We start from the raw sequence: 26,952 nt of genomic DNA on the forward strand, positions 1-26,952 counted from the left end.
TACTTTTTACGTATCAAGAGTATATAAGGAATCCTTAAATGCCTTAACCGTATTTTTAAGTAAAAACGCAATAGTCATCGGTCCGATGCCGCCTGGGACGGGAGTAATATATTGTACTTTAGACTGAACATTTTCAAAATCAACATCACCGATAATTTTATTGCTGCTAATTCTATTAATGCCTACATCAATTACTATAGATTTAGGATTAAAATATTCTGCAGTTAATTTTAAAGGTGAGCCTATTGCAGCAACGACAATATCGGCTTTAGAAGTAATAGAGCGTAAATTGTGTGTCTTAGAATGACAAATAGTAACGCTGCAATTTTCTTTTAACAGTAAAGCACTTAAAGGTTTGCCTACTATATTTGAGCGTCCAATAATTACAACGTTTTTACCGGTTAAATTAGGTTCGTATTTTTTTATAGCTGCAAGACAACCAAGAGCAGTGCAGGGAATAAAGCCTTGACTAATTCCGCTATGTAAGTAACCGACATTTAAAGGGTGGAAACCATCGATATCTTTAGAAGGTGATACTGCAGATAAAATTTTATTTTTATCTATGGAGCTTGGCAAAGGAAGCTGAACTATAATTCCTGAAATCTCGTTATCAAGGTTTAACTCATTGATTTTTGATATTAAATCATTAGTATGAATAGTAGCAGATAGATTTATTAATAAAGTATAAATTCCTATTTTATGTGCATTTTTTATTTTGTGTCTTACATAAATAATGCTTGCCGGATTATCGCCTACTAGGACTATAGCAAGCTTCGGTGAAGCGTTGGTTTGGCTTGTAAGTTTTTGAATTTCTAGCTTTAAGTCTGCTAGTATCTCATTGGCTAATGCTTTACCGTCAATTATATTATTCACTCTTATTTTTGTCTCCGTTCAGTTTTAACGTCATTGCAAGAAAATTACGTAAGTAATTGACGAAGCAATCTCAGGAGTTTGTTATTGTTTCATGAGATTGTCACGCTCTCTACGGTTGCTCGCAATGACGATCTCTTTATTTAGTCACGCTCTTACTTCTTGTCCCCGTATTTTTGGTAGTAGAATACTCAAAATGTAGAGCCTTGCCGTCAAATACTCTACTATAAGCATGATGAAGACTGCTTGCCGCTTCAGCAAAACCCGTAAGAATCAGCTTAAGCTTACCAACATAATGAGCAATATCGCCAATGGCGTAAATACCTTCTATATTAGTTTGATAATAGGAAGAGTCTACTTCAATATGGTGAAGCTTAACATTTAAACCCCAATTTACTAAGCTACCTAAATCTTGTTTTAAACCAAAAAAAGGTAGTAATATATTGGCATCCAATTTGCGAGTATTATTTTGTAAATCTTTAACTATAACCGATTGAAGTTCACTATTATTACCATCTAAAGCATTTAATTGATAACCGGTTATTAACTCGATTTTATCGGTTTCTGCAATATGCCTTAATTGCCTTACGCTTTCAGGAGCTGCCGTAAATTTATCCCGCCTATGTACTAAATATATTTTATTTGCAATATCTGAAAGAGAAATAGCCCAGTCAACAGCCGAATCCCCGCCGCCTGCTATAACTATATTTTTACCCGCAAATTTGCTTTTATCATTGATGAAATAAAAAACTGATTTGCTTTCAAAATCTTCAATATTCGCAAGGGCGGTTTGTTTGGACCGAATGAACCTGCTCCTGCTGCAATAATAATAACTTTGCTTTTAATAAGAGTGTTTTTTGAGGTTTTAATTTCAAAAAAATCATCTTGTTTATTTAGCTCTATAGCTTGCTGATTTAAATGATATATAGGGTTAAAAGGAGCTGCTTGAAGTGCTAACTGTTTTATTAGCTCTTCTGCTGCAATTTTAGGATATGCCGGTATATCGTAAATAGGCTTTTCAGGATATAGGGTAATACACTGACCGCCGATAACTTCTTGTGCATCAATGACATGACACTTCATGCCAAGCATTCCTGCTTGAAAAACTGCAAATAATCCAACCGGACCGGCACCTATTATTACAACATCAGTATTATACATACTTTTTATATTTAAATTTTAAAAAGGATTTTATTGGATATTGAGAAAATAATCAATGGTTATGTGAGTATATTTATAGAAATCCAACACTTTCGCAGGGGGATTTTTAAAAACTGTCGGATATTATACTAGACGAGATGCATTTAAAGGTTGTGCTGCATTCCACTTTTCTTCTACGGGTTCTAATATATCCGCTTTTATCTCGGCTTTGTTTTGTAGCATACCGAATAATGAGATTTTTTAGTATTTATAGGTAATATTTGTGCTACTTCCCTATCGCTTTTGGTAATTATAATAGATTCTTTATCTGTTTGTAATTTTTCTATATAAAGAATCTATTTATAGCTAATTTGGGTTATATTCATTATATTTTAATGTAAAAAATAAAATTTAAAGAAAAACCAAAACAAATTCTGTGGGGCAAATATCATCAATTCATATTTAAATATAACCATTTCTTAAACTAACCTTGTAAAATCGTTAAACTTTGTAAAAGTTCCAGCAGAAAAATTTAACCTCAATCATTTGATGCTTCAGGTGGTCCTATGAAGAACGTCGATACTAAACTTATTAGTGGGGTATATTTAAACTATGATGTGACTCTTAGTCCAAATGATAATATTAATTATTTAGCCGGAGTAGAGGAACTCAATTATTACACTGAACACAGTGTATAGTTATAGTTTCTTATTTCAAACTGAAGCCGTTAAATCAAATTTTTCTAAAATCACAAATACCACAAAAAACCAAAATAAATTTACACGTTTAGACACAAATGGGACATATGAGAATGTGGATAAGATGACTAATTGGTGGGTAGGGGATAATAGCATAACTAAAGTGTCTTCTTGGTCTAATTCAACTATATTTGCCGGTATTCAGTATGCTACCAATTTTGCAGTTAGACCGAATTTAGTTACCTATCCGTTACTGGATTTTAGAGGGAAATCAGAACTTCAAGCAGTATAGAGATATTTTCAAATAGTATACCTATATATAATACTAAAGCTCATATGGGGGATTTTGATATAACCAATATTCCGGTTATCACCGGTAGAGGTGATTTAATAGTTAAAACGCAAGATATAACCGGTAAAGTTTAGACAATTACTATTCTCCTTATTACGCATCACCGAGCTTATTACGTCCCGGGCTTTCACATTTCTCTTACGAAGCAGGTTTTCAAAGACAAGATTTTACTATATATAGCAGTGCTTATAAATATTTAGTTCTAAATACTGATTATATGCTTGGTATGAATGATTATTTAACAAGCGGCGGACATTTTGAATTTTAAAAAATAATGGAGCAGTAGGGGTAAATAATTTAAAAGTCGGAAATTTATTATAGGCATTTCAGCTGCAAATAATATCAAAAATTTCGGTCGCTGTCAAAGAATTAATTGCGGCTATACTTATGAATCGGAATATTTTGATATTAATAGTAATTTAGATTGGAATAATAGTAATTATCAGGACGTATATAACGATCCGATAAGATTTTCTCAAGTTTAAATTATCAGATTTCAGCTAGTTGCGGTAATACCGATTTTGGTAATATAAGTGTTAATTTTTTGTCTTTTGTCGTAAATAACACAATGCAAAAAGGTAAACGCTCAAATATATTATCATCGACTTATCAAAGAAATATTACTAAAAAAGGTTCTTAAGTTTTACTATAGGTACCGATTTAAACAGTAAACGTAAAATAATTTTGCTATATACATTTAACTTGAATTTAGATTCCAATAAAAGCATTTCATTGACGATTTATATCAAAATAAATATCATACAAAGCAACTTGGTGTTTCCTTGCCGATTACTTCAAATATGGGATGGGGATATAATGCTAACCTGATCAAAGCTAAAGCTACAAATTACAATGTACAAGTTAACCGTAACGGTAAAAATAATGATATTGGAGTTTATCTGCAGAAAAATGATACCGAAATAATGAAACAGTTTAATATCAAAGGAGGAATTTTCTCTATTGATAAAAGCTATTATGAGACAAGACCGATTAACGGAGGTCTTGCTTTGATTAAAGTAAATAGTTTAAAGAATGTCGGGGTTTATAATAATAGTGGGTGATACCGATGATAAAGGTAAAATGCTTGTACCTAACTTAACACCGTATGTTCCTTCCGAAATAAGACTAGACGATGAAAATTACCTCTTAATACAGAGTTTGAAGAAATTGCTTTGAAAGTTGCTCCAAGAACAAAATCAGCGGTATTATTAGACTTTAATATTAAAATAATTAAAAGCATTGAAATGACAGTATTTGATAGTACGTGAGTATTGAAGGTTTAGATGAAGAAATATTTGTAGGCTATGACGGTAAGATATATATTAAAAATCTTGAAGTATTAAACGGTTCTATTTGTGACGAGAATGAGGAGAATAATAAATGCTGTCATTTTAGCGTACCGGTTAATAGAGATTTAAATGACCCTGTAATTGATTTAGGCGAAGCAATATGCAAATGAAGACTTTATTGTTATCCTGTGTGGACTAAAAAACGCTCCGTTGTCATACGTGGCTTGACACCACAGTAACAAATTCTTTTTAAGCAATGTCAAGAAATCAATAATAATATTATTATCAACATGATTATGTCAGGAAATGCTATGGCGTTACTTGCAACATGTAAATCGTCAGTTCCAACCGTAAATTTCGGTTAGTTTTAATGTTGGTGCCATTAGCACAACTACCGTTATTGCTTCAGTTACTTGTGGTGCTTTATTATCACTACTTGTTAGCTATACCGTAACTTTTAGTACGGGAGCTGCTAATATTTATAACCAAGAAATATGATTAATGGGGTACGTAAGCTGAATTATAATTTGTATAAAGATGCGGTTTTACTCAAATCCTCGGTAACGGTACTATTAGTACTGTAACATTTACCGATAGCTATACACTAGGTCTTGAACGGTCACAAAAAACTATACCGTATATGCACGTCTGCCTTCACAACTCTTTGCTGCTGCGGCACGTTTCAAGACACTATTACCGTAACCCAGCATGGCTATATAATAAAAAATCTTTAAAATCAAAATTCTTCAGCCTAGGTTCTAACTTTGTTGCTTACATGGATTGACTCCTAGGGTGCTAGACATTGCTGTCCAGTATTATGAAGCTGTATTTTTATTATAATATCAAAAACAATTTAGTTTTATATTACTATAACTACATTTAGTATTTTGTAGTTACTTAATATTTTTAACTTAAATAAAGGTCGAATTTATGAAAAATGAAGAACAACACAATCCACCAACTCCAAAACATGGTCGAATAATATTCCCGCTTTACACAATGGGAAAAGTTTGTGTAGATAAGAAGCTAGTAGATGAAGAGTGGAAACTTAACGAATTTGAAACAGGGAAAGGGAGTGATGAGCGTTTTGGAAATGATGTGCAGGGGAACCGCTACGCTAGATGGGATATTCTTAATGGTGGGCGTAAGATGATACAGATTGGGTAAATGTACTAATGAAGAAATAAGAGCGGAATTTAAAGATCAACGTTTAACTGGATAAACTATACCATTAGAAGGTGAGAAAAAACTTACAATAGCATGGGATTATACTGTATCACATAACACTTGCGGTTATATAGTGCAAATGACAAAAGCAGAGTTTACCTTTGAAAATAGACTGAAACACGATGATTTAGACGAAATTTATACTGAACTTTCTGATCAATGTCTTACTGGGATCTACATTAGTTCCTTCTAAAATGATTGAAGTAACTTTTCCAGATAGAGAGCCAGGATATTATGTTGTAGAAGTTGATTGGATAGTAGCCGACACACACGTTTGTTGCATCGTTTATTGTTGAAATAAGGATGAGGTTACACGATAGGTCTCTTAATACGAATGATGGAGAATGTATTTAACGTTATTCCGTATAGATAAGGTCTTGTTGCATGGATCGGTTTTCTTTCTGTTACGCTGTGACTTGATCGTGAGATGACAGAGATGGAATCGATCCTTAAATTATGTCTACGCGACAATGCAACGGGAACACGCCACGTTGCCTTACTTCGCAGGATAAGGACTGTTTGTGCCTTAAGAAAGTATAATATTTGTACAACTATTTTATATAGTAATCAAGAGTGATTTGTGTCAAGTCAAAAATCTAAAAATAAAAAAATAAATATTTATATTGAATAAATTATTATTTTCGTGTCTACTTGAAGTGAAGATTCTATACATGAATATGGTGTCATTTTTTCATAAGCATTATAAATCTACAACCAATTAGTACCTATAATGAACACGTTTAAAAAAAATAAATTTCAAATCACTATAACCAACAACCATAACAATTTACTTACTCCTTTCGGTAAAGCTATTTGCGAGATCGGTATCTTATGAAAGGTGAGGATTTTCAAGATTTATTTGCAAGAGTTTCTAGTTATTATGCGAAAATAAACAGATGCTCAGAAGTTTATGAATATATGAGTAAAATGTGGTTTATGCAGCAACACCAATCTTAAGTAACGGCGGGACGGATAGGGGACTTCCTATTTCATGCTTCTTGAATGAGACGATGATAGCTTAGACGATATAGTAAATTTATGGACAGAAAATGTTTGGCTTGCTGCACGTGGTGGCGGGATTGGCAGTTATTGGGGTAATGTTCGTGCTATTAATGAAGGGATTCGTGATAAAGGTCATTCATTGGTATTATACCGTTTATTAAAGTAATGGATTCTATGACTCTTGCTATTTCGCAAGGTTCTATTAGACGAGGTTCATCGGTGTATATTTGCTATTAATCACCTGAAATTGAAGAATTTATCGATATAAGGACGTCTACAGGTGGGGATGTTAACCGTAAAGCTCTTAATATTCATCACGGTATAGCTATAACCGATGAATTTATGAAAGCAGTTGAAAACAATACGGATTTTGACCTTGTTAGTCCTGCTACCAAAAAAGTCGTAAATAAAGTTATCATAAAAAATTAGGGCTTCAAGTTAAAATGTCTAATCTTTGTAGCGAAATTACATTGCCGACGGGAATTGACCATCTAGGCAAGTCAAGAACTGCTGTTTGCTGCCTTTCCTCTTTAAATTTAGAGTATTACGAAGAGTGGAAAGACGATAAAGAATTTATCCACTCTATTATGTTGTTCCTTGATAAGGTTTTAGAAGACTTTATTAATAAAGCACCGGATACTATGGCAAGAGCTAAATATTCGGCTTTACGTGAGCGCAGCGTTGGACTTGGCGTAATGGGCTTCCACTCATTTTTGCAAATGAAAAAAGTACCGATAGAATCGGTTATGGCAAAAGTTTGGAATAAAAAAATATTTGAATATATATCTGCTGAAACTGATAAAGCCTCAATAGAAATCGGTAAAGAAAAAGGAGCATGTCCTGATGCTCTAGATGCAGGAAGTAATGAACGATTTAGCAATAAAACCGCAATAGCACCTACCGCCTCAATTTCGGTAATAGCAGGTAATGCCTCACCCGGAATAGAGCCGTTTGCCGCTAATAGCTTTGTACAAAAGACTTTAACCGGTTCTTTTAACGTGCGTAACAAACATTTAGAAAAGTTATTAGAGGAGAAAGGATTTAATAATGATCAAGTTTGGTCTTCGATTGCAACACATGAAGGATCAGTACAACATTTAACATTTTTATCCGAAGAAGAAAAACAGGTTTTCAAAACCGCTTACGAAATTGATCAGAATTGGCTAATTGAACTGGCAAGCGATCGTACTCCTTACATTACGCAAGCACAATCTTTAAACATCTTTTTACCGGGGAATGTTAGTAAGAAATATTTAAATAATATTCATTTTAAAGCCTGGACAAAAGGGGTAAAAAGTTTATATTACTGTAGATCGACATCAATACAGCGAGCCGATAAGGTCTCGCATGACGTATTAAAGGCCGATTTTAAAGATTTAGAGGAACAAAACGATAAGTTAGCAGAAGCCGGTAACTACGAAGAATGCTTAGCTTGTCAGTAAGTATAACTATGCAAAGATATTTAGACCCAACAAATGATGTAACATTTAAAAAATTGTTTACGGATAAAACAAGGTGACTAGGCTTTCTCAATATATTATGAGGTTACTTGAAGAGTTAAGGATTATCAACCTTGAATATATTTCAAACGAACAAGCGCCGGATTTAGGGCAGAATAAAAGGAGTATAGTAGACGTAAAAGTTCGAGATAACTCCGGCAATATTTATATTGTTGAGATGCAAGACGGCTATGCCGATGCTTCTTTAGCAAGAGTACCATTTTACAGTTGTATAGCATTTTCTTCGCAATTAAAAAGAGGAAAAGAATATGTTGATCTAGCTCCTGTAGTAATGGTAGTAATTATTTCTGGATTTCAGGCATTGCCCGAGGAAAAAGAATGTATTAGCTATCATCAAACTATTAATGTCGGCAACGGTAAGCATCAACTTAAATGCTTGCGTATTTGTTGAATTAGACAAATTTACCAAAGAAGCAGATGAGTTAGAAAGCTTAGAAGATGATTGGTTATATATGATGGCTAAATTCGATAGAGCAAAAGAACCCCCGCAACATACAAAAGATGAAAATAGCATTATCAGTTTATAAAACTATTGAATAATTTAACTGGAGCGAAGCAGAATATGATAATTATATTAAAGTGATGCTTGCTACTCAAACGGAAGAGTTAAATCAAAAAAGTAAATATAATGAGGGGAAAGCTGAGGGTATTGAAATTGGAGAAACTAGAAGAAATACAGAAATAGCAAAAGAAATGCTAGCGGTTAATGATTTCCTCGAATATACTAAGCTTTTCCAAGAAGAATAGAAAAATTAAAAGAAGAAAAATTATGTCACTACTTGATGCAAGTCCAATTTATAAACCGTTTTCATATCCATGGGCATATGAAGCTTGGCACACTCAACAAAAAATTCATTGGCTACCGGAAGAAGTACCGCTTGCCGACGATGTTAAAGATTGGAAATATAACTTAACTCCAGGGGAAAAACATCTATTAACGCAAATATTTCGTTTTTTTACACAGGCAGATATTGAAGTGAATAATTGCTATATGAAGCATTATTCACGAGTATTTAAACCGACTGAAATATTAATGATGTTATCAGCATTTTCTAATATGGAAACGGTACATATCGCGGCATATTCACATTTACTTGATACGGTAGGTATGCCGGAAGTAGAATATTCAGCATTTCTTAAATATAAGGAAATGAAAGACAAGTATGATTATATGCAGCAATTCGGAGTGGATGCCAAAGAAGATATAGCAACTACACTCGCAGTATTTGGAGCTTTTACTGAAGGATTACAGCTATTTGCTTCTTTTGCGATCATGCTTAATTTCCCTCGTTTTAATAAAATGAAAGGTATGGGACAGATTATTGCTTGGTCAGTGCGTGATGAAACACTTCATACTAACTCAATTATTACTCTGTTTAAGACTTTTGTAAGAGAAAACCCTGAAGTTTGGACAGAAACTGTACGTAAACGTATTTATGAAGCTTGTACGACTATTGTGCATTTTGAAGATGCCTTTATTGAACTTGCTTTTGAAGTTGGCGGTATTGAGGGATTAACGGCATATGAAGTAAGACAATATATTCGTTATATTGCCGACCGTCGTTTAATGCAGCTAGGACTCAAAGATGTATATTTGGTAAATCATAACCCCCTTCCTTGGCTTGATGAAATGCTAAACGGAGTCGAACATACGAACTTTTTTGAAAATAGAACAACTGAATATTCAAAAGCAGCGACTACCGGTTCATGGGAAGAAGTATTCACTGAGATGGACGCCACAGCGGAGGCTAAATAATATACTCAGATAGCACTTATGCTGAACATGTTGTGTCGAAGTATACATATTACAACAATAACAAAAAATTAAAAATACACTGTTCTTTATTTAAAAATTTTTTAAAATAGATTTAGAATATTTTAACATTAGCGAGTGATTTTATGGCTGTTATAAATAATAAAAACTATCAAAAAGTTGTAGAAAAAGTTTTATCTTCTTCTAAAGCTAATAAAGTACTAAAGAGTGCAATTCAGGACTTATCATCTTCAAAGAGTATAAGCTTAAGAACGATATTACTCGGAGCAAGATTTATTTTAACTAATCCTGTAAATAGTTATAATCTTGTTAAGCTTGCTAACTCTTCTAAGATATATCTTGATCCGGAATTTCAAAAATCACTTCTTAAAAAATCTCCAATATGGGAATTTTTAAAAAAAAATTCGGATGATTTGCCTAAAATAGGTCAAATCTTAGCAAATGCGGGCTTTAGAGAATTTCAAGATAAGAGTGCTTTAGATGCAAAGGGACTCGAAATACTTAAAAAAGAATGTTTTAAAAATGAACAAGTACTTAAAAAACTTCAAGAAATTGCAGTTGAAGTAAAGCAAGAGCTACCGGACTGGAATAAAGTGACTTCTAGGACTTTAGATATGCTGGTTACCGATAAAAACTTCCAAAAATTCTTTAACGAAAAGAGTGAAGATATTACGAAATACATACGTACAGGAGCAACTGAAATACTTCCAAGCGATTATATAAAAACTTTTGATGATATATTACAAAAACCCGAAAAGAAAAATTTATTAAAAATATTTAATGAACCAACCTATTTTAGCAAGAAACTGAGGCTAAAATATAAACAATCCTAATATTCTAAAAAGATTTAATAAGTTATCTCCTGAAAAACAAATAATTATTGATTTCTTAGATGACGCAAAAGAACAAAACCTTTCTTAAAAGAACATTTTGAAACCTACAAAATTGATCTTAAAATTTTAGATATTATTCCTACTTTATTAAATAAAATGCCTGAGACAAAAGAGATTTTTGATACTCTTAATGCTCCAAATCAAGGTGTAATGATATCTCTTGAGAAATCCTTAGAAATGGTAGCTGGTGATGATAAATTAAAAAGTTTTTTTGCTAATAATAAAACAATCTTACCAAATATTGTTTTAGGTATTATTGAAAATACTCATAGTGTACAAAGCGTAACAAAAGAATATAATTTTGATAAACAAATGCTTAGTATTGTAGGCGAAGTTATGTCAAAACCGGAAGTTGCTCATGAGATTATTGCAGACTTAAATAAAGGCGATTATATGAGTTTAACCGGTAATATAATCTCCGCCCTTAATGATCCTTCATTTAAATTAAAAGATATATTAGTAGAGCAAAGTAAAGGAGGTCTATTTGATAATTTAATTACAGGAGTTTTAGAACAAGATGCAAAAAATAGCCAAACTATAAAACAACAACTTATAAATTATGGTCTGGAAGCGAATGATGTTACAAAGCTAACGAGCATAATGCCTATATTACTTGCAATCCTGGAATCATTAAAACGGTTCTTTCGAGAATTTATTCAAGAGGTGATTATACGGGAATGGCAAAAGAGTTAATAGCTTTAACTAAAGACAATCCTGAAATTAAAAAATATTTAAACAATAATAGAGAAATATTTGCAAGTATTTTAGATAAAACTTTAGTAGAAATACCAGGTATAAATAACCTTGATAAGAAAGAATTATATAATGTACTTCCATCAATGTTAAACCATCCTAATGAATTAGTTAAAGTTATAGAAGAGGTTGAAAAAAGTAATTATCGTGAGGCTGCTAGTGCTATATATACTCTAGCTCAAAAAACAAATTATTTGGAAGGGCAATTGCCGAATATTATAAAAGCAGGTTTTAGCTATGCTACTGAAAAACTAAAAGACGTATTTAGTCCATCACAAGATTTTAAAGGTAAAACTATAGATGCAATTACTCTTAGAAATAATTTACATAAAATACAAAATGGAAAATTCAGCTTAGAGGGAGCTATATTAGTAGGTGATTTATCTAATATCGACTTCTCAGGCGTATCATTAAAAAATGCAGATTTAACTAAAGTCACTTCTTTAAAAGATTGTAATTTTAAAAATATTAATTTAGCAGAGGCTAAATTACCTGATAATTTAATGCTACTTACTGATACTTACAATCTTGATAAGGCTATCCCTCCTTTAGTACCTAAACTAATTAAAGAACAACAAGCAAAATTAATTGATAAGGCAATTGATAAATTATTTTTACAAATACAAGCTGAAGGAAAAAGAAATGTACTTAGTAAAAAAAATTTTGCTCAACAAGTAAAAAGATTATATGAAGAAAATCAAACGATTAAAGACTATATTATAGAAAAACTAAATTCACTACCTATGAATATGGTTACTAACCTAGCTACTCCTAGAACAAATCAATATAAACATATTACAAATCATGTAAATTCTCCATTACAAATATTGAACCCTTTATATGAAAATATTGCAAATAAACAAAATATTAAGAGTAATTTATTGGCAAATATTTTAAGCGAGAAAATATCACAAAAACTTTTTGATAAAGGTGATAATAGAGGTGAAGATTTTTACATGATAAATCAGGTGCTAAAACCTATCGTTTCTGAATATTCTAAAGAAAATCCTGATAATATAAATAATTTTTTAGAGCCAAAAAATCTAGAAAAGTTAGCAAGTAATATTGCCTCTACTTTATATTCTAAATCTAAATATACTGGGGTAGGCACTATTACGGTGGAATTTATTTACCAAAAGAAATCTTCAATGAACAGTTAAAAGATAACTTTAAAAATGAGTTCGAAAATATTAATAAATTAAATGTTTTAAAAGAAGCAACAAATATAGTTTCAAATTTAGATAGTAAAGTGCATGTAGTAGATAATCACGATAAATCACATACTTACGCATCATTACCTACAAAAAGTAAACAAATACACAGATAACTCCATGAATCTTAAATCTTAGATCAAATTGATTTAATTACCATATTATGTAATATAAATTAAAATATTTAAGTAGTGCTTAATTTATTTCTTTGAATCAATTTTAAGATAATTTAATGTTTATGTAATTAAGTATATTTCATTATTTTTACGGCAGTTACAAATTCCATTAAAGATATTAAATTAAAGAATTTTAATAAAACTGTTAAAAGGACATTATCTTCTACTGATGCAGAAAGGCATTGACAAGCTTTATTTATGACCTTGCATCTCCAAAGAAAAAATATTACCAGTTAGTATAGGAGCATTATTAAAAGGTGCGAAGTTTGCCTTCACTAATCCCGTAAATAGTTATAATCTTGTTAAACTTGCAAGTTCCTCTGATAGATTCAAAGTTTCAAAAATCTGTTCTTGAAAAATCCGAAATATAGGATTTTCTAAAAAAGCATGCCGATGATTTACCAAAAATAGGACAAATCTTAGCAAAAGCAGGTTTTAGAGAATTTCAAGATAAGAGTGCTTTAGATGAAAAGGGACTCGAAATACTAAAAGAATGTTTTAAAAATTATGCTTTACTTAAAGCCTTCAAGAAATTGCACTTGAGATAAAGCAAGAAGTACCGGACTATAATAAAGTAACTTCTAAAACATTAGGAATGTTATCCACGGATAAAAATTGCTGATGAAAATTTTTTAATGAAAAAGGTAACGATATTGCGAATTACATAACTGCAATACTTCCAAGCGACTATATCAAAGCTTTTGATATTACAAAAACCTCAAAGTAAATGACACATATGCAAAAGTTATAAAAATATTTAATGAACATCCTGAGTTTAAACAAGAGCTGGCTGAAAATATAAACAATCCTAATGCTCTAAAAAGTTTAATAAATTATCTCCTGAAAAATAAATAATTATAGAAGGTTTCTTAATAGAAACTAAAGAACAAGCTAAACCTTTCTTAAAAAAGAATATTTTGAAAGCTATAAAGTTGATGTAGATACTATTCCTACTTTATTAAATAAAATGCCTGAAACAACAGAGATTTTTGATACTCTGAATGCAAATCAAGAGTAATGGTGGCTCGCGAGAAATCTTTAGAAATGGTAGCGGGTGACGATAAATTAAAAAGTTTTTTGCTGATAATAAAACAGTCTTACCAGATATTGCCGCAGCTATTATTGAAAATACTCCGAATATACAAAGCATAACGCAAGAATATAATTTCGATAAACAAATGCTTAGTATAGTAGGTGAAGTTATGTCAAAACCGGAAATTGCACATGCTATTATTACAGATATAAATAAAGGCGATGATATGACCGTAACAAGCCGTGTAATTACTGCTTTTAACGAACCTTCATTAAGTTAAAATATATTAGTAGAGCAAAGTAAAGAGGGTTTATTCGATAATTTAATTAAAGGCATTTTAGAGCAAAATGAAAAAAATAGCCACACTATAAACAGCAGCTTGAAAATTATGGACTAGAAACAAAAGGTACTACAAAACTTACGAATGTAATGCCTATATTACTTGATAATCCTGAATAATTAAAAAAGGTTTTTGATGGATTTGTTAAAGGTGATTATACGGGAATAGCTAAAGAATTGGTAATGTTAACTAAAGATAATCCCGAGATCAAAAAATATTTAAACGATAATAAGGAAATATTTACAGGTATTTTAGATAAAACTTTAAAAGATGTACCGGTATAAATAAGCTCGATAAGAAAGAATTATATAGTATACTAACACCTATGCTCAATCAACCGGATAAGCTGATTCCAATCTTAGAAAATATTGAAAATAAAAAATATATTAATGTTGCTACTAGTATAGGTAGTTTAGTTTGGAAAGAAGGACAAGCACTGAATATTATTAAACAAATACTAAATGTTGTTAAAGCGGGAGTTGGTTATTTTAATCAAAAATCTGATAAGAAACCAGAATTAGAAAATAAAGTTCCGGCTGATGTATTAAAAGAAGCACAAAGTATCGTCTCAAATTTAAATAGTAAGGTTAATATTGTAGGACCTAAGACAAATACACTTTCCATTACTCCTATTTCCAATAATAAAAAGAAAGAAGCAATACGTAGAGATAAGCTATATAATTTTAAAAGGGTTTTTTAAAGTTTGAGTAAATTCTTCTTGGTTAGCATATTCCAATGTGATTTTATCTTGTATCTGATTTTTAAACCAAGTAACTTGTCTTTTAGCATACTGACGGGTTCGTATTTGAGCTGCATTTAAAGCCTCATCTAAAGTGAGATTGCCGTTTAAATAAGCTAAAATTTCTTTTATCCCTACAGCTTTCAAATTCGTATAATCTTTAGGAGCAAATTGCTTTTTTATTAAAACTATTTCGTCAATTGCCCCTTCTTTAAATATCTTATCTAAACGCTCATCACATGTTTTATATAAAAACTTTCGCTCAGGATTTAAGAAAATAATTTTGAAATTAAAATCAGATAAGATTTGTTCTTTTGGCAAAGTTTGAAAAGAAAAAATAGATTTACCGGTTTGCATGAATACTTCATAAGCTCTAATTAAACGCTGAGTATCATTTTGGTTTATTTTAGAAGCAGCAAGCGGGTCAAACTTCTCTAATTTACTCCATAATTCTATATTGCCTATTTTAACATGTAAATTTCTTACCTGTTCTTGTAAATCTTCTGATATATCAGGAATATTATTATAGCCAAAAACTAAAGAATTAATATATAAACCCGTTCCACCTATTAATATAGGTAGCTTACCCTGTCGGTTATTTCTTTTATTTTTTCTGTCGCAAGTTTTAGATATTTTATTACCGAGAAATCTTCTGTCATTGATAAGAAGTTATATAAGTGATACAAGATTTCAGTTTTGTAGCTTTTCGGAGGGAGGCGGTAATAATAGGAATTTCCTTATAACCTGCATTGAGTCGATATTAATGATTTCGCCGTTATAAGCTTTAGCCAGTTCATGACCTAAATAAGACTTCCCGCTAGCAGTCGGCCGCATAATATAATTATACTCTTCTGCTTTGAAGAATTGTTTCTGCAACACTTCGGATCACCTATTAAACATAGGCTGTGCGTACTCGCTCCTCGTTTTACATTTCCATTCTCCAAATCATTTGAGTATATTTCTTTCTTTGTCACTTGTTTAACTAATAAATACAAACTTGTATCGTCATTGCAAGCCAGCATTTATGCTGGCGTGGCAAGCTCAGGAGTTTTTTTATATTATCTTATGAGATTGCCGCGTCGTTGCTAACGCAACTCCTTGCAATGACGGAAAAACCTATCCATGTAACAACGCCTAGCAGGAATGACCTCATACCCTTAAACGGTTTCATTAGTATTTCCTAAAGTGTCAGTATTAGCATTACTATCTGCTGGTCCACTAAATGTTATTGTACCAAGTTTGTTGTCATAACTAATAGTTGGACCACTAAATAAGCCCGCATCACTGTAGTCAATGGTCAGACTATTTAAACCGTTAGATGCGGCTACGTCACTGTTAAGAGGATTATCAGTAGGCTCAAGGTCTTTATTTTTTATTACTAATGGTGCCTCAATGTTAATATTTAATGTATTTACACCTATTGGCGTTATTGTAACTAATTTAGTATCAACAAATGAGTGATTGATATTTGAGATTTTTAACATATTATTTTTCTTTATATTAATTTAATGTAAGAAAAATATATAAAATAATATTTTAGAAAGCAATAATGTTTTAATAATTAATTAATAACCCGTATTTTTCAAGATATTTATTAATTATAGTGATTATTTCCTCTAAACCATTCTTACTATCTGATTCAGCCCTTGCAACTATAATAGATTCGGTATTAGAGCTACGCAAGAGCCACCAACCATGTGCAGTATTTACTCGTACACCGTCTATATCATTAAACTCTATTTTCTCTTCTAATGATTTTTCTTTAATCTCTTTAATAATTTGTAATTTTAACTCTGAAGGAACAAAAATTTTAATTTCCGGTGTACTATAGCTTTTCGGTACATCCTCTATTATCTCATCTAGAGTTTTACTTGATCTACTAAGTAAATCTAAAAATCTAAGAGCTGCATAAATTGCATCGTCAAAACCAAAATATTTATCGGCAAAGAATATATGCCCGCTCATTTCGCCAGCGAGTAAAGCCTTTGTCTCAAGCATTTTGCTTTTAATAAAAGGATGACCTGTTCGCCATATTATAGGATGTCCTCCATATGATTTTATTTTAGCGACTATAAATTGGCTGACTTTTACATCAACTATTATAGTTGCGTTTGGATTTTCCTTTAAAATATCCTCAGCAAAAATGCATAAAATTTGATCACCTAATAATATTTTACCGCTTGAGCTTATAATGCCGATTCTATCACCGTCACCATCAAAAGCTATACCAAGGTCACAATCTTGTTCTTTAACCACTTTTATTAACTCCTGCAAATTAGCAGGATTTGTAGGATCAGGATGATGGCTTGGAAAATTCCCGTCAATCTTACTATGTATGATTATATTCTTGTTTGAGAGATGCTTTTTAAGTTCTTCAACAATATCGCCGGTTGCTCCATTGCCGCAATCCCAAGCCACTTTTAATTTTGGATTAATGTTTATTCCATCTAAAATACGTTTTAGGTATTTAGATTGTATATTATGGATTCCTGCTTTCGCAGGAATGACATAAGGGGATGCTGGTGTGGTATTGGAGTAGTTATCCAAAATCTTAGTCAATAACTCCTGTATCTGATCACCGAAAAAAGGTTTACCGTTTTGTAGTATTTTAAAGCCGTTATCGTCACGAGGATTGTGTGACCCCGTGACCATAATACTACCGGCGGGCGTAAAGTGTTTATCGGCAAAATATAAAACTGGTGTTGGAACTACGCCAATATTTATGATTTCAGCCCCTGCATTAGTTAATCCTAGTTCTAAAGCTTTACAAAGGGTAGGGGAACTAAGCCGACCGTCTAAACCGACACAGATTTTATCGTTATCTTTCGTTATAGTCATCTCGGCAAAACCAAAGCCGATTTTATAAGCTACTTCTTCCGTTAAATCTTTAAGGCTATTGCCTCTTATATCATAAGCCCTAAAAATTTCTTTGTTAATTTGCATAGAAAACTGTTTTGAATATTATTACATGGCTCTTATGTCATTCCTACAAAAGAGCCTTGTTGCATGGCTCGGAAAACCTACTCGATGTTATCCCCGCGTAGGCGGGAATGACATAAAACAATCCATGCAACAACACCTGCAAGTCGCTCGCAATGACGAATTTGCATAGTCTAGAAACTAAAGCTCTCACCTAAATACACTTCCTTAACTTTCTTGCTATTTGCTATTTCCTTAGCACTTCCTTCTAATAATACTTTACCTTCAAAAATAACATAAGCACGGTCGACTATATCTAGAGTATCACGTACATTATGGTCGGTAATTAATATACCTATATTAAATTCACGTAAATAAGTAATTAGATTTTTAATATCGGAAATAGCAAGCGGGTCAATACCAGCAAGCGGTTCATCAAGCATGATAAATTTAGGCTCTATTGCAAGTGCACGTGCAATCTCAAGCCTACGCCTTTCACCGCCTGATAAGCTAGCAGCGGATAAATCTTTTAAATGAACTATCGAAAACTTCTCTAACAAATTATGGGTTTTTTGTTCAATTACTTCTTTATCATTGTTAGATATCTCAACTACAGCCTTAATATTATCTTCAACTGACAATTCCCGAAATATCGAAGGTTCTTGAAGAAGATAACCGAGTCCAAGCCTTGCTCGTAAATAAATAGGCAAGTTGGTAATATTTATATCATTTAAAAGTAATTGCCCTGAGTCCAGTTTCATTAAACCGATAATAATGTTAAAGCAAGTTGTTTTACCGGCTCCATTCGGACCGAATAAACCAACTATCTCTCCTTGTTTTATATTCAGAGATATATCAGTTAATATATTCCTTTTTTTGTAGGATTTTGATATATTTTTAACGTGTAAGCTGTCCATCTTTTTTATTTGTTAAGATTTTGTTGCGTGGATTAATTTTCAACGTCATTGCAAGAAAATTACGTAAGTAATTGACGAAGCAATCCAGTTAAAAATATTAATCTTTAGCATTTTTTTAATTATTTTCTGGGATTGTCACACTTCTTGCAATCGCTTGCTGCAATGACGTACCAACGGTAAATAGCTCTATTTTTTAATAATATCTACATAGTAGATTAGTTTATTAGTTTTTAAAACATTATCGTCACGCTGTAATATTACATTACCAAGTAGAATAAGTTGTTTATTATCGCAAAAATATTTAGCACTATCTGCAAGTAATAATTCATTATTTATTTTTCTTTCTACAGTCAATTTAGTAGGGACAACTATATGATCAATAGTTTGCTTTTCATCTATTGTTTTATAAAAAATATATAATTCTTTCGTTCTAAGTATCGCATTATCGAAGTAAACAATAACATTTCCAAGATATGCTGCTTTTTGTTTGGTTCTATCAATAATTAAACTATCAGATGTGATATGTAAATTTGAAATATTTTTATCATTAGCATATATTATAGTACTAATTATAAGAAGTAAAACAAGTTTAATAATAGACATCTTTCCAAACTTCGCTTCTAGAGGTAATTTAGACGTCGAATCGGTACTCGTATCCTCAAGTACTTCTTTGTACGCTGCGGTGCTACATTCTATGTCTCCTTTAAATTCCTCTCTATAAGCTGGTTTGGCAAGATGTCTAATCCGATAAATCGATGATTGTAGAGACATTGCCTTTAAAAATTATAATATTATTTTCATCTTTTGTATTAAAACTATCCGAAGTAATTGAAGAGTTTTTGTAAAGTAACTTAGCAGGGGAAGAACCGGTTATATTCTTATTTACTAAATCAATCCTTGCATCATTAGTGTTAAATATGATCTCATCAAAAAGAAGTTTTACATCGTTTTTTAAATCTAATATGCTTGATTCTTCATCTAAAAAGCCTTCTTTCGCATTGATAATAAGAGTTTGGTCTTGATTTACGTTATAAATAGCATTTATTATATCTAGTTTATATTTGTTATTCGACTCTTTTATAGCTCGTTCAGTTTTAATCTTATACGCATTTAAATTTTTACTTACTCCTTCAAAAATTGAATCTTTCAATATAATATTATACTTTAAATCAAAATTTTTATTGTCTTTTAAACTTTTTACGTTAATATCGTTTTTTTCATTAATATAACCGCTTTTAATTAATATATACCCTATATATAAAATTCCAACTGTTATTAAAAGATATACAGATTTCCAAATTTTTTTTCGCAGTTTATAAGAAGAGGGCATAGATTTTAGCTAACCCCTATGCGTAGTAAATCATGAATATGAATAATGCCTATAATAATATTATCATCAACAATCGGTATATTAGTGATATTCTTGGCTTTCATTAAATTTAAAGCCTCTTTTGCAAATATTTCCGATGAGATATGAATAGGGTTTTTGGTCATAATGCTTGATGCTGTTTTTAAGTGGATTTGATCGTTAATATGACGACGTAAATCCCCATCGGTTATAATTCCCACCAAATTTTGGTTTTTATCTGTTACAAGCGTACAACCTAAACGTTTTTTATTCATAATAATTATAGTTTTGGCAAAGGAAGTATCTTCATATACTAAAGGTATTTCATCACCGCTACGCATTAGGTTTTTAATTTTTGTTAAATTAGCGCCGATTGTACCTCCCGGATGATAAATTTTAAAATCATCTTTAGTAAAGCCTCGTTTTTCATGTATAACAGTCATTAAAGCATCACCAAGTGATAGCATGATTAAAGATGATATAGTAGGAACTCCAATTACAGAAGCTTCTGGGTATTCAGGTACTATTAATAAAAAATCGCTTCTTTTAGCTAAAGTAGAATTTTTATTCATTGTCATTGCAGCAATTTTTATGGAAGAGTTCTTGCAATATTCAATTATATTAAATAGTTCTTTAGTTTCGCCGGAATTAGATAACATAATTACTAGATCATTTCTCGTCACCATACCTAAATCGCCGTGACTTGCTTCTGCCGGATGTAAATAAAAAGCAGGCATACCGGTTGAAGAAAAGCTAGCAGCTATTTTTCTTGCAATATAACCGCTTTTGCCTATGCCGGTTAGGATTATCCGTCCTTTGAAAGATAGTAAAAATTCTATAATTCTGTTAAAGTCTTCAGGGATATTTTCGGATAATTTTTCTAAAGCACTTGCTTCACTAGAAATAACCCTCTTTGCGATAATTCGGTAATTATTTGTGTTGGTCATTTATTTACTCATTGTCATAACGTGGCTTGTCCACGGTATCCAGCAAATTATTAGTATTATGAGCTATTTTTGTGGATACCCGAACCGTCATTGCGAGCAGCCGTAGGCTACACGGCAATCTCATGAAATAATAACAAACTCCTGAGATTGCTTCGTCAATTACTTCGTAACTTCCTCACAATGACGATTAAGCTTCATATCAATTAAAATACTTACGTTCTGTAATTACTTCAGCAGTTTCAGCATTATTATCTTCATTCCAAGCTCGTTTTTTACTAGAATCACGTCGCTGCTCAGGTTCTGAATTGTCCTTAGTATTATTAAACATTGGTTTTTGGCTTTGTATTATTTGAAGATTTATCTTTATCGGCATTTTTAATAGTTAATTTTGCTTTGCCTTTATTATCAAAGCCTATTAGCTTAACTTTTACTATATCGCCTTGTTTTAAAACACTGCTAACCGTTTCTTTTCTTTCTCCTGATACTTCACTAATATGAACAAAGCCGTCTTTATTACCTACATAATTAATAAAAGCACCGGAATCTAAGACTTTCACTACCGTACCGTTAAATATTTCACCGATTTCAGGTTCAACGACAATAGCTTTAATTTTATCTAAGGCAACTTTTAGCTTATCTCTATCTGAAGCATAAACAGACACCGTACCGTCATCGCTTATATCTATTTTAGCACCGCTAGTTTCACAAATTTCCTTTATTACTTTACCGCCCGGTCCTATAATATCTCTAATTTTATCCTTATCTATTTTATAGTAGTAGTAGAAGGAGCATTTTTACTTAGTTCGTTATTTGGTTTACTGATAACTTTATTCATTTGCTCCAGTATATGCAAACGACCGAGTCGTGCTTGCTCTAAAGCTACTTTCATTATTTTAAAATCTACTCCGGATATTTTGATATCCATTTGTAATGCAGTAATCCCTTCGCTAGTTCCTGCAACCTTAAAGTCCATATCACCGAAATAATCTTCATCACTGAGAATATCCGATAATACGGCAAAAATTTTTACCTTCCTTAACAAGTCCCATAGCAATACCCGCAACCGGTGCTTTTATCGGTACGCCGGCATACATTAAAGCAAGAGAACTACCGCAAACAGTTGCCATTGAAGAAGAACCGTTAGATTCCGTAGTTTCGGCAACTACTCTAATAGAATAAGGAAATTGTACTTTATTAGGTAATATTGGATTAATAGCACGCCATGCGAGTTTACCGTGTCCGACTTCACGACGACTAGGTGCTTTCATTTGGCATTGCTTCATTTACAGAGTAGGGCGGAAAGATATAATTGAGCATAAAACGCTCTTTATACTCACCCTCTAAACTGTCAACTATCTGCTCATCTAAACTAGTACCGAATGTAGTACTAACTAAGCTTTGCGTTTCACCTCTAGTAAATAAAGCTGAACCATGTGCGGAAGGTAGTAAACCTATTTCACAAGCAATTTGTCTTATATCCGTGGTACTTCTTCCATCGATACGTCTATTTTTTTCTAAAATCTCGTTACGTAATATATCTGATTCAATAGCTTTTAAAGCTGATTCGATTTGATAATTACTATATTTTTTATTTTCTATGTCGCTTACAAAATGTGTAAGAACTTTTTCAGATATTAAATCTAATTAGTGCTACGTTCTTGTTTAGATTTAATTGCAAAAGCTTGTTCAATTTCTTTTACAAATAACTTCTCAATTTCTTTCTTTAATGAAGCAGGATATAAAGCTTGCATTTCAAGTTTTGTTTTTTTAGCTTCTTCTGCTAGTTCTTTAATTATCTTTATTACCGGCTGAAAGCTTTCAAATCCAAATTTTACTGCTTCTAACATTTGTTCTTTCAGAAAGTAAATGAGCTTCCGATTCAACCATCATTACTGAATCTGATGTTCCTGCAACTACTAAATCAAGCTGACTTGTTTTTAATAATGCAAGTGTCGGATTTAAAACAAATTCACCATTGATTAAACCTACTTTACTTGCCGCAACTATTTCTAGATAAGGAGCAGGGGATAGGCTAAGTGCAGCCGATGCACCGATAATTGCAAGTATATCTACCGGAGTTTCAGGATCATATGAAAGAACACTGCAAGTTACATGCGTTTCATTCACAAAAGCCGGATGAAATAATGGTCTAATCGGTCTATCTATTAAACGAGATACTAAAACTTCTCTATCTGATGCTTTTCCCTCATGTTTAAAAAATCCCCCTGGTATCTTACCGGCAGCATATGCCATTTCTCTATAATTAATTGTTAAAGGAAAGAAAACCTATGCCCTCTTTTGCTTTGTTAGCTACTACTGCCGTACATAATAAAACGGAATTACCCATTTTTACCGTAACTGCCCCGTCAGCTTGCCTTGCTATTTTACCTGTACTAAGCTCAAGAACTTGCCCGTTCCATGTAACACTCTTAGTTATTTCGTTAAACATCTATTTATCTCATTTCATAATTTATATTTTATTGTATTCTACCACGTCATTGCGAGGAAAATTACGAAGTAATTCGACGAAGCAATCTCAGGATATTTGACGAGATTGCCACGCATCCTACGGCTGCTCGCAATGACGATTATCCAACTACTTAATCTTTCTAATTCCTAGCTTACTTATTAAATCTAAATATTTGCTAACATTATTCTTTTTATATAGTTAAGTAATCTGCGGCGGCGCCCAACTAAAATTAATAATCCGCGTCTTGAAGTATGATCTTTATGGTTAGATTTAAAATGCTCGGTTAAATATTGATTCTTTCAGTTAAGATAGCACATTGCACTGCACTTGAACCGGTATCATTTCCGTTATAGCATATTCTTTAATTAATTGTTGTTTACGTTCTGTAGTAATCGACATCGATAATTTCTCCTTAAATATATAGACTTCCAGTTTTAAAAGAAGTCTTGTGTTAAATTAAATACTCGTAAAGAATTAAAGCAACTCTTGTTTAAGCTACCTATTGCAAGCAAAGTGCCTTTATAGCGAACCCACAAAAGATCAACAGACATCTTGCCAAACTCTACTTCTAGAGGTAATTTGTACGTCAATCCGGTACTCGCATCCTCACGTACTAAAGTGTACGCTGTGGTGCTGCGTTCCGTGTTTCCTTTAAATTCCTCTCTATAAGCAAATTTGGCAAGATGTCTAAAGTCTTTTTCATAATTAAATAAACATTTCTGTCCATATTTAATTTGCTGTGCTTGGCTGTCAGTTGCATCAAGAACCAGGATGTCGTCCAGTATTGCTTCTATCTTTATACTTTTTTCCTCTAGGGCATTTTTGGTAATTTCGTCAGGCGATTTAATTCGGATAGCATTTTCTTCTTTAATATTCCAACCTGAGTACGGCGTAATTCTATCACAAATCCTAAACTTTGCAAGGACAATGCCAAATCTTCTGCTAAAGTCCTTATATAAGTACCTTTTGAGCATTCCGTATAGTATGTAGCGGTAGCATTTTTCTCATCAAAATTTAAACATTTTAGATCATAAATAGTTATATTTCGTGGCTTTAATTCTACTTTTTTTCCCTCTCTAGCCAATTTATAAGCTCTTACACCGTTAACTTTAAGAGCTGAAAAAGCCGGCGGTATTTGTGTTACGTTACCGATAAACTTAGAACATACGCATAAGCTTCTTCTTGAGAAGGGATACAATCTTTCGTTGCTATTACTTTACCGGCACAATCGCCGCTATTGGTTTGCATTCCGAATTTTACGGTAAAAATATAGGTTTTTCTAGCATCAATTAGCAGATGTATCAGTTTTGTAGCTTCACCTACGGCAAACGGTAATATTCCTTCCGCTTCTACGTCTAAAGTACCGGCATGTCCTATCTTGGTTTTACCGAGTATTTTTTTTACTATGCTAACAAGTTGAGCAGAACTTATACCTCTTGGTTTATAAATATTTAACCAATAATTACTCATTTTAATGTGATTTTAACTTGACTAAATTTAGACAATCTTTAATATATAACTCTAGCCAATAGCAAGATAGGTTAGACCAAATAAAATGACGATTAACCCCAGTAATATAGAAAATTCTTCCTCTAAAATCAATAGCTATTTTTCTAAACTTACCGATTATATCTGGCCTATAAAACGCCATGAAGTTTCTAAATTTTTATTCATCACTTTATTAATGTTCTGTATTTTATTTATCCAAAATCTAATCAGAGCTTTAAAAGATAGTATTGTTACTACTATGATCGGTGCCGAGATTATCTCGTTTTTGAAGTTTTGGGGAGTGATGCCGTCAGCTTTTTTAATGACTGCTATATATGTAAAGCTTGTTAATAAGATGAAAGCAGAAAATATATTTATCTTATTATATCAATATTTTTAACATTCTTTGCTCTTTTTGCTTACGCTATTTTTCCAAATCATGAAATGTTGCATTTCAGTCCTGTAACCGTTCAAAATTAACGGCAAGTTTACCTAATTTAAAATGGTTTATATGGCTTTTATCAAAATGGAGTTTTTCGTTATTTTATATAATAGCCGAATTATGGCCAAACGTAGTTTTCGCATTACTTTTTTGGCAGTTTGTGTTAATAATATTACTACAGTAGAAGAATCTAAAAGATTTTATCCGTTATTCGGTTTACTTAGTCAAACAGGTATTTATTTAGCAGGGCAGTTTTTAGAAAATCTAAGTAATATTAATGATTACGTAACTAATAAATTTGCATTGCAATCGTCTTTTCATACACTTTCTATACAAATTATACTAACTATAGTATTAATTTTAGGAATAATAGCTATTAAAACTTTTTGGTTGCTTAATCATAAAGTACTAGACAAAGAGCATATGGCGTTACTCAGGTTTAAAGCAAAGAAAAAATCTATGACTATTGCCGAAAGTTTTCAGATGCTTCTATCGTCAAGACATATTAGATTAATTGCAACTTTGCTTATCTGCTATGGCATTGCCATTAATTTAGTAGAAGGTCCTTGGAAAGCAGCAGCTACTAAAATTTATAAAACTCCAACCGAATATGCAGCTTTTATAGGAAGTTATTTGAGCTATACCGGAGTATTGACTATTTTATTTGTCGTACTTGGTTCAAATATAGTTAGAAGACTTGGCTGGTTTACGGCGGCTGTTATCACCCCTTTAATAGTTTTTATTACCGGTATATTATTTTTTGCCGTTAATAATTTTGAAAGATTTGCCGGCTTAATAATAGCAAATTTTATTCTAACCGATCCTGCTTTAATTGCTATAACAATAGGTGCTATTCAAAATGTGCTTAGTAAATCAAGCAAATATACCTTATTTGATTCAACAAAAGAAATGGCCTATGTTCCTTTAGATCCGGAAATAAAAATAAAAGGCAAAGCTGCTGCCGACGTGATAGGTACAAAACTCGGTAAATCTGGTAGTGCATTTTTACAATCATTGGTATTTATAATATTACCTTCCGCTAGTTATCAATCTATTTCCACCTGTTTAATGATTATATTTATAATTACTTGCTTAACCTGGCTTTGGGCAACTAAAGCACTCAATAAAGAATATAAAAATTCTATTAAATTTTCTCAATAATATTAGTTTTTTCTTGATATTACTAAAATCTCTATATACTATCTTTGACAGTATAACTCAAACTGTGAAAAAAGGATATGTTATGTCATTCCCGCGTAGGCGGGAATCCAGAAAAAGCGAAATAAATCGAGCTTTTAATTTAAAAATCTAGTGTGCTTAGACTTTTTAGTGACTGGATACCTGCCTACGCGGGAATGACATAAGAGGGTAAAGATCAATGTAACAACATCGGCTTGACTACAC

At 32.0% G+C, this 26,952-nt stretch carries 16 protein-coding genes and 10 pseudogenes; 14 read left to right on the forward strand and 12 right to left on the reverse strand.

Annotated features, from left to right (window positions below; genetic code table 11):
• Positions 1-6 precede the first annotated feature (6 nt).
• Both folD and ACSFFC_RS05890 read right to left on the reverse strand, forming a co-directional pair.
• Positions 7-873 (reverse strand): bifunctional methylenetetrahydrofolate dehydrogenase/methenyltetrahydrofolate cyclohydrolase FolD, encoded by an 867-nt coding sequence (folD, locus tag ACSFFC_RS05885; protein WP_014410710.1) that lies wholly within the window; start codon positions 871-873, stop codon positions 7-9.
• A gap of 152 nt (positions 874-1,025) precedes the next feature.
• Positions 1,026-2,031 (reverse strand): annotated as a pseudogene (locus tag ACSFFC_RS05890) (NAD(P)/FAD-dependent oxidoreductase).
• A 669-nt stretch (positions 2,032-2,700) separates the two neighbouring features.
• Here ACSFFC_RS05890 and ACSFFC_RS05895 point away from each other — a divergent pair.
• The 13 genes and pseudogenes from ACSFFC_RS05895 to ACSFFC_RS05955 all read left to right on the forward strand — a co-directional run.
• Positions 2,701-3,000: a hypothetical protein gene (locus ACSFFC_RS05895; protein ID WP_499217200.1), complete on the forward strand. Its 300-nt coding sequence runs from the start codon at positions 2,701-2,703 to the stop codon at positions 2,998-3,000.
• A gap of 860 nt (positions 3,001-3,860) precedes the next feature.
• Positions 3,861-4,121 (forward strand): hypothetical protein, encoded by a 261-nt coding sequence (locus tag ACSFFC_RS05900; protein ID WP_041472158.1) that lies wholly within the window; start codon positions 3,861-3,863, stop codon positions 4,119-4,121.
• A complete protein-coding gene (locus ACSFFC_RS05905) occupies positions 4,114-4,236 on the forward strand; it encodes a hypothetical protein (protein WP_499217201.1) in 123 nt (40 codons plus the stop codon). The genes ACSFFC_RS05900 and ACSFFC_RS05905 overlap by 8 nt, the downstream gene beginning before the upstream one ends.
• Positions 4,237-4,324: 88 nt before the next feature.
• Positions 4,325-4,519 carry a hypothetical protein gene (locus tag ACSFFC_RS05910; RefSeq protein ID WP_041472210.1) on the forward strand — a complete coding sequence of 65 codons (195 nt, stop codon included), beginning with the start codon at positions 4,325-4,327 and terminating at the stop codon, positions 4,517-4,519.
• 120 nt (positions 4,520-4,639) lie between these two features.
• Positions 4,640-5,133: pseudogene (locus ACSFFC_RS05915) on the forward strand (spore coat protein U domain-containing protein).
• A 146-nt stretch (positions 5,134-5,279) separates the two neighbouring features.
• On the forward strand, positions 5,280-5,516 hold the full coding sequence (locus ACSFFC_RS05920; protein ID WP_499217202.1) for a chitin-binding protein: 237 nt from the start codon (positions 5,280-5,282) through the stop codon (positions 5,514-5,516).
• Positions 5,517-6,306: 790 nt separating this feature from the next.
• Positions 6,307-8,020, forward strand: a pseudogene (locus ACSFFC_RS05925) (ribonucleoside-diphosphate reductase subunit alpha).
• A 73-nt stretch (positions 8,021-8,093) separates the two neighbouring features.
• Positions 8,094-8,489: a PD-(D/E)XK nuclease family transposase gene (locus ACSFFC_RS05930; RefSeq protein WP_196792916.1), complete on the forward strand. Its 396-nt coding sequence runs from the start codon at positions 8,094-8,096 to the stop codon at positions 8,487-8,489.
• Positions 8,443-8,625, forward strand: a complete 183-nt coding sequence (locus ACSFFC_RS05935; RefSeq protein WP_010977276.1) for a hypothetical protein — start codon at positions 8,443-8,445, stop codon at positions 8,623-8,625. The genes ACSFFC_RS05930 and ACSFFC_RS05935 overlap by 47 nt, the downstream gene beginning before the upstream one ends.
• 55 nt (positions 8,626-8,680) lie before the next feature.
• Entirely contained in the window at positions 8,681-8,845 is a 165-nt protein-coding gene (locus ACSFFC_RS05940) for a hypothetical protein (protein WP_499217203.1), read from the forward strand.
• A gap of 22 nt (positions 8,846-8,867) precedes the next feature.
• Positions 8,868-9,854, forward strand: coding sequence for a ribonucleotide-diphosphate reductase subunit beta (locus tag ACSFFC_RS05945; protein WP_014410717.1), 987 nt, complete (start codon positions 8,868-8,870; stop codon positions 9,852-9,854).
• Positions 9,855-9,997: 143 nt separating this feature from the next.
• Positions 9,998-12,845 (forward strand): annotated as a pseudogene (locus tag ACSFFC_RS05950) (pentapeptide repeat-containing protein).
• 168 nt (positions 12,846-13,013) lie between these two features.
• A pseudogene (locus tag ACSFFC_RS05955) lies at positions 13,014-14,777 on the forward strand (pentapeptide repeat-containing protein); the annotation flags it as partial.
• Positions 14,778-14,951: 174 nt separating this feature from the next.
• On the opposite strand, the pseudogene miaA reads toward ACSFFC_RS05955, so the two are convergent.
• From miaA to truB, 10 genes and pseudogenes are all read right to left on the reverse strand, one after another.
• A pseudogene (gene miaA / locus ACSFFC_RS05960) lies at positions 14,952-16,039 on the reverse strand (tRNA (adenosine(37)-N6)-dimethylallyltransferase MiaA).
• Between the two features lie 135 nt (positions 16,040-16,174).
• Positions 16,175-16,501 carry a hypothetical protein gene (locus ACSFFC_RS05965; RefSeq protein WP_499217204.1) on the reverse strand — a complete coding sequence of 109 codons (327 nt, stop codon included), beginning with the start codon at positions 16,499-16,501 and terminating at the stop codon, positions 16,175-16,177.
• Positions 16,502-16,571: 70 nt separating this feature from the next.
• Positions 16,572-17,960 carry a phosphomannomutase/phosphoglucomutase gene (locus ACSFFC_RS05970; protein ID WP_014410721.1) on the reverse strand — a complete coding sequence of 463 codons (1,389 nt, stop codon included), beginning with the start codon at positions 17,958-17,960 and terminating at the stop codon, positions 16,572-16,574.
• 170 nt (positions 17,961-18,130) lie between these two features.
• The gene (gene lptB / locus ACSFFC_RS05975) at positions 18,131-18,853 is read right to left on the reverse strand and encodes an LPS export ABC transporter ATP-binding protein (protein WP_004995684.1); all 723 of its coding nucleotides are present in this window, start codon (positions 18,851-18,853) and stop codon (positions 18,131-18,133) included.
• Between the two features lie 186 nt (positions 18,854-19,039).
• Complete coding sequence (locus ACSFFC_RS05980) at positions 19,040-19,456, reverse strand: LptA/OstA family protein (protein ID WP_410003122.1); 417 nt, start codon at positions 19,454-19,456, stop codon at positions 19,040-19,042.
• Between the two features lie 136 nt (positions 19,457-19,592).
• Positions 19,593-20,183: an LPS export ABC transporter periplasmic protein LptC gene (gene lptC, locus ACSFFC_RS05985; protein WP_014410722.1), complete on the reverse strand. Its 591-nt coding sequence runs from the start codon at positions 20,181-20,183 to the stop codon at positions 19,593-19,595.
• Positions 20,184-20,188: 5 nt separating this feature from the next.
• Positions 20,189-21,148, reverse strand: coding sequence for a KpsF/GutQ family sugar-phosphate isomerase (locus ACSFFC_RS05990; RefSeq protein WP_004995680.1), 960 nt, complete (start codon positions 21,146-21,148; stop codon positions 20,189-20,191).
• Positions 21,149-21,347: 199 nt separating this feature from the next.
• A pseudogene (pnp, locus tag ACSFFC_RS05995) lies at positions 21,348-23,597 on the reverse strand (polyribonucleotide nucleotidyltransferase).
• 147 nt (positions 23,598-23,744) lie between these two features.
• Positions 23,745-24,017, reverse strand: a pseudogene (rpsO, locus tag ACSFFC_RS06000) (30S ribosomal protein S15).
• A 35-nt stretch (positions 24,018-24,052) separates the two neighbouring features.
• Positions 24,053-25,088 (reverse strand): annotated as a pseudogene (gene truB / locus ACSFFC_RS06005) (tRNA pseudouridine(55) synthase TruB).
• Between the two features lie 85 nt (positions 25,089-25,173).
• Here truB and tlc4 point away from each other — a divergent pair.
• Positions 25,174-26,709: pseudogene (gene tlc4 / locus ACSFFC_RS06010) on the forward strand (NTP/NDP exchange transporter Tlc4).
• Positions 26,710-26,952: the final 243 nt, after the last annotated feature.

The organism is Rickettsia parkeri, assembly GCF_051427245.1.
Lineage (GTDB): Bacteria > Pseudomonadota > Alphaproteobacteria > Rickettsiales > Rickettsiaceae > Rickettsia > Rickettsia rickettsii.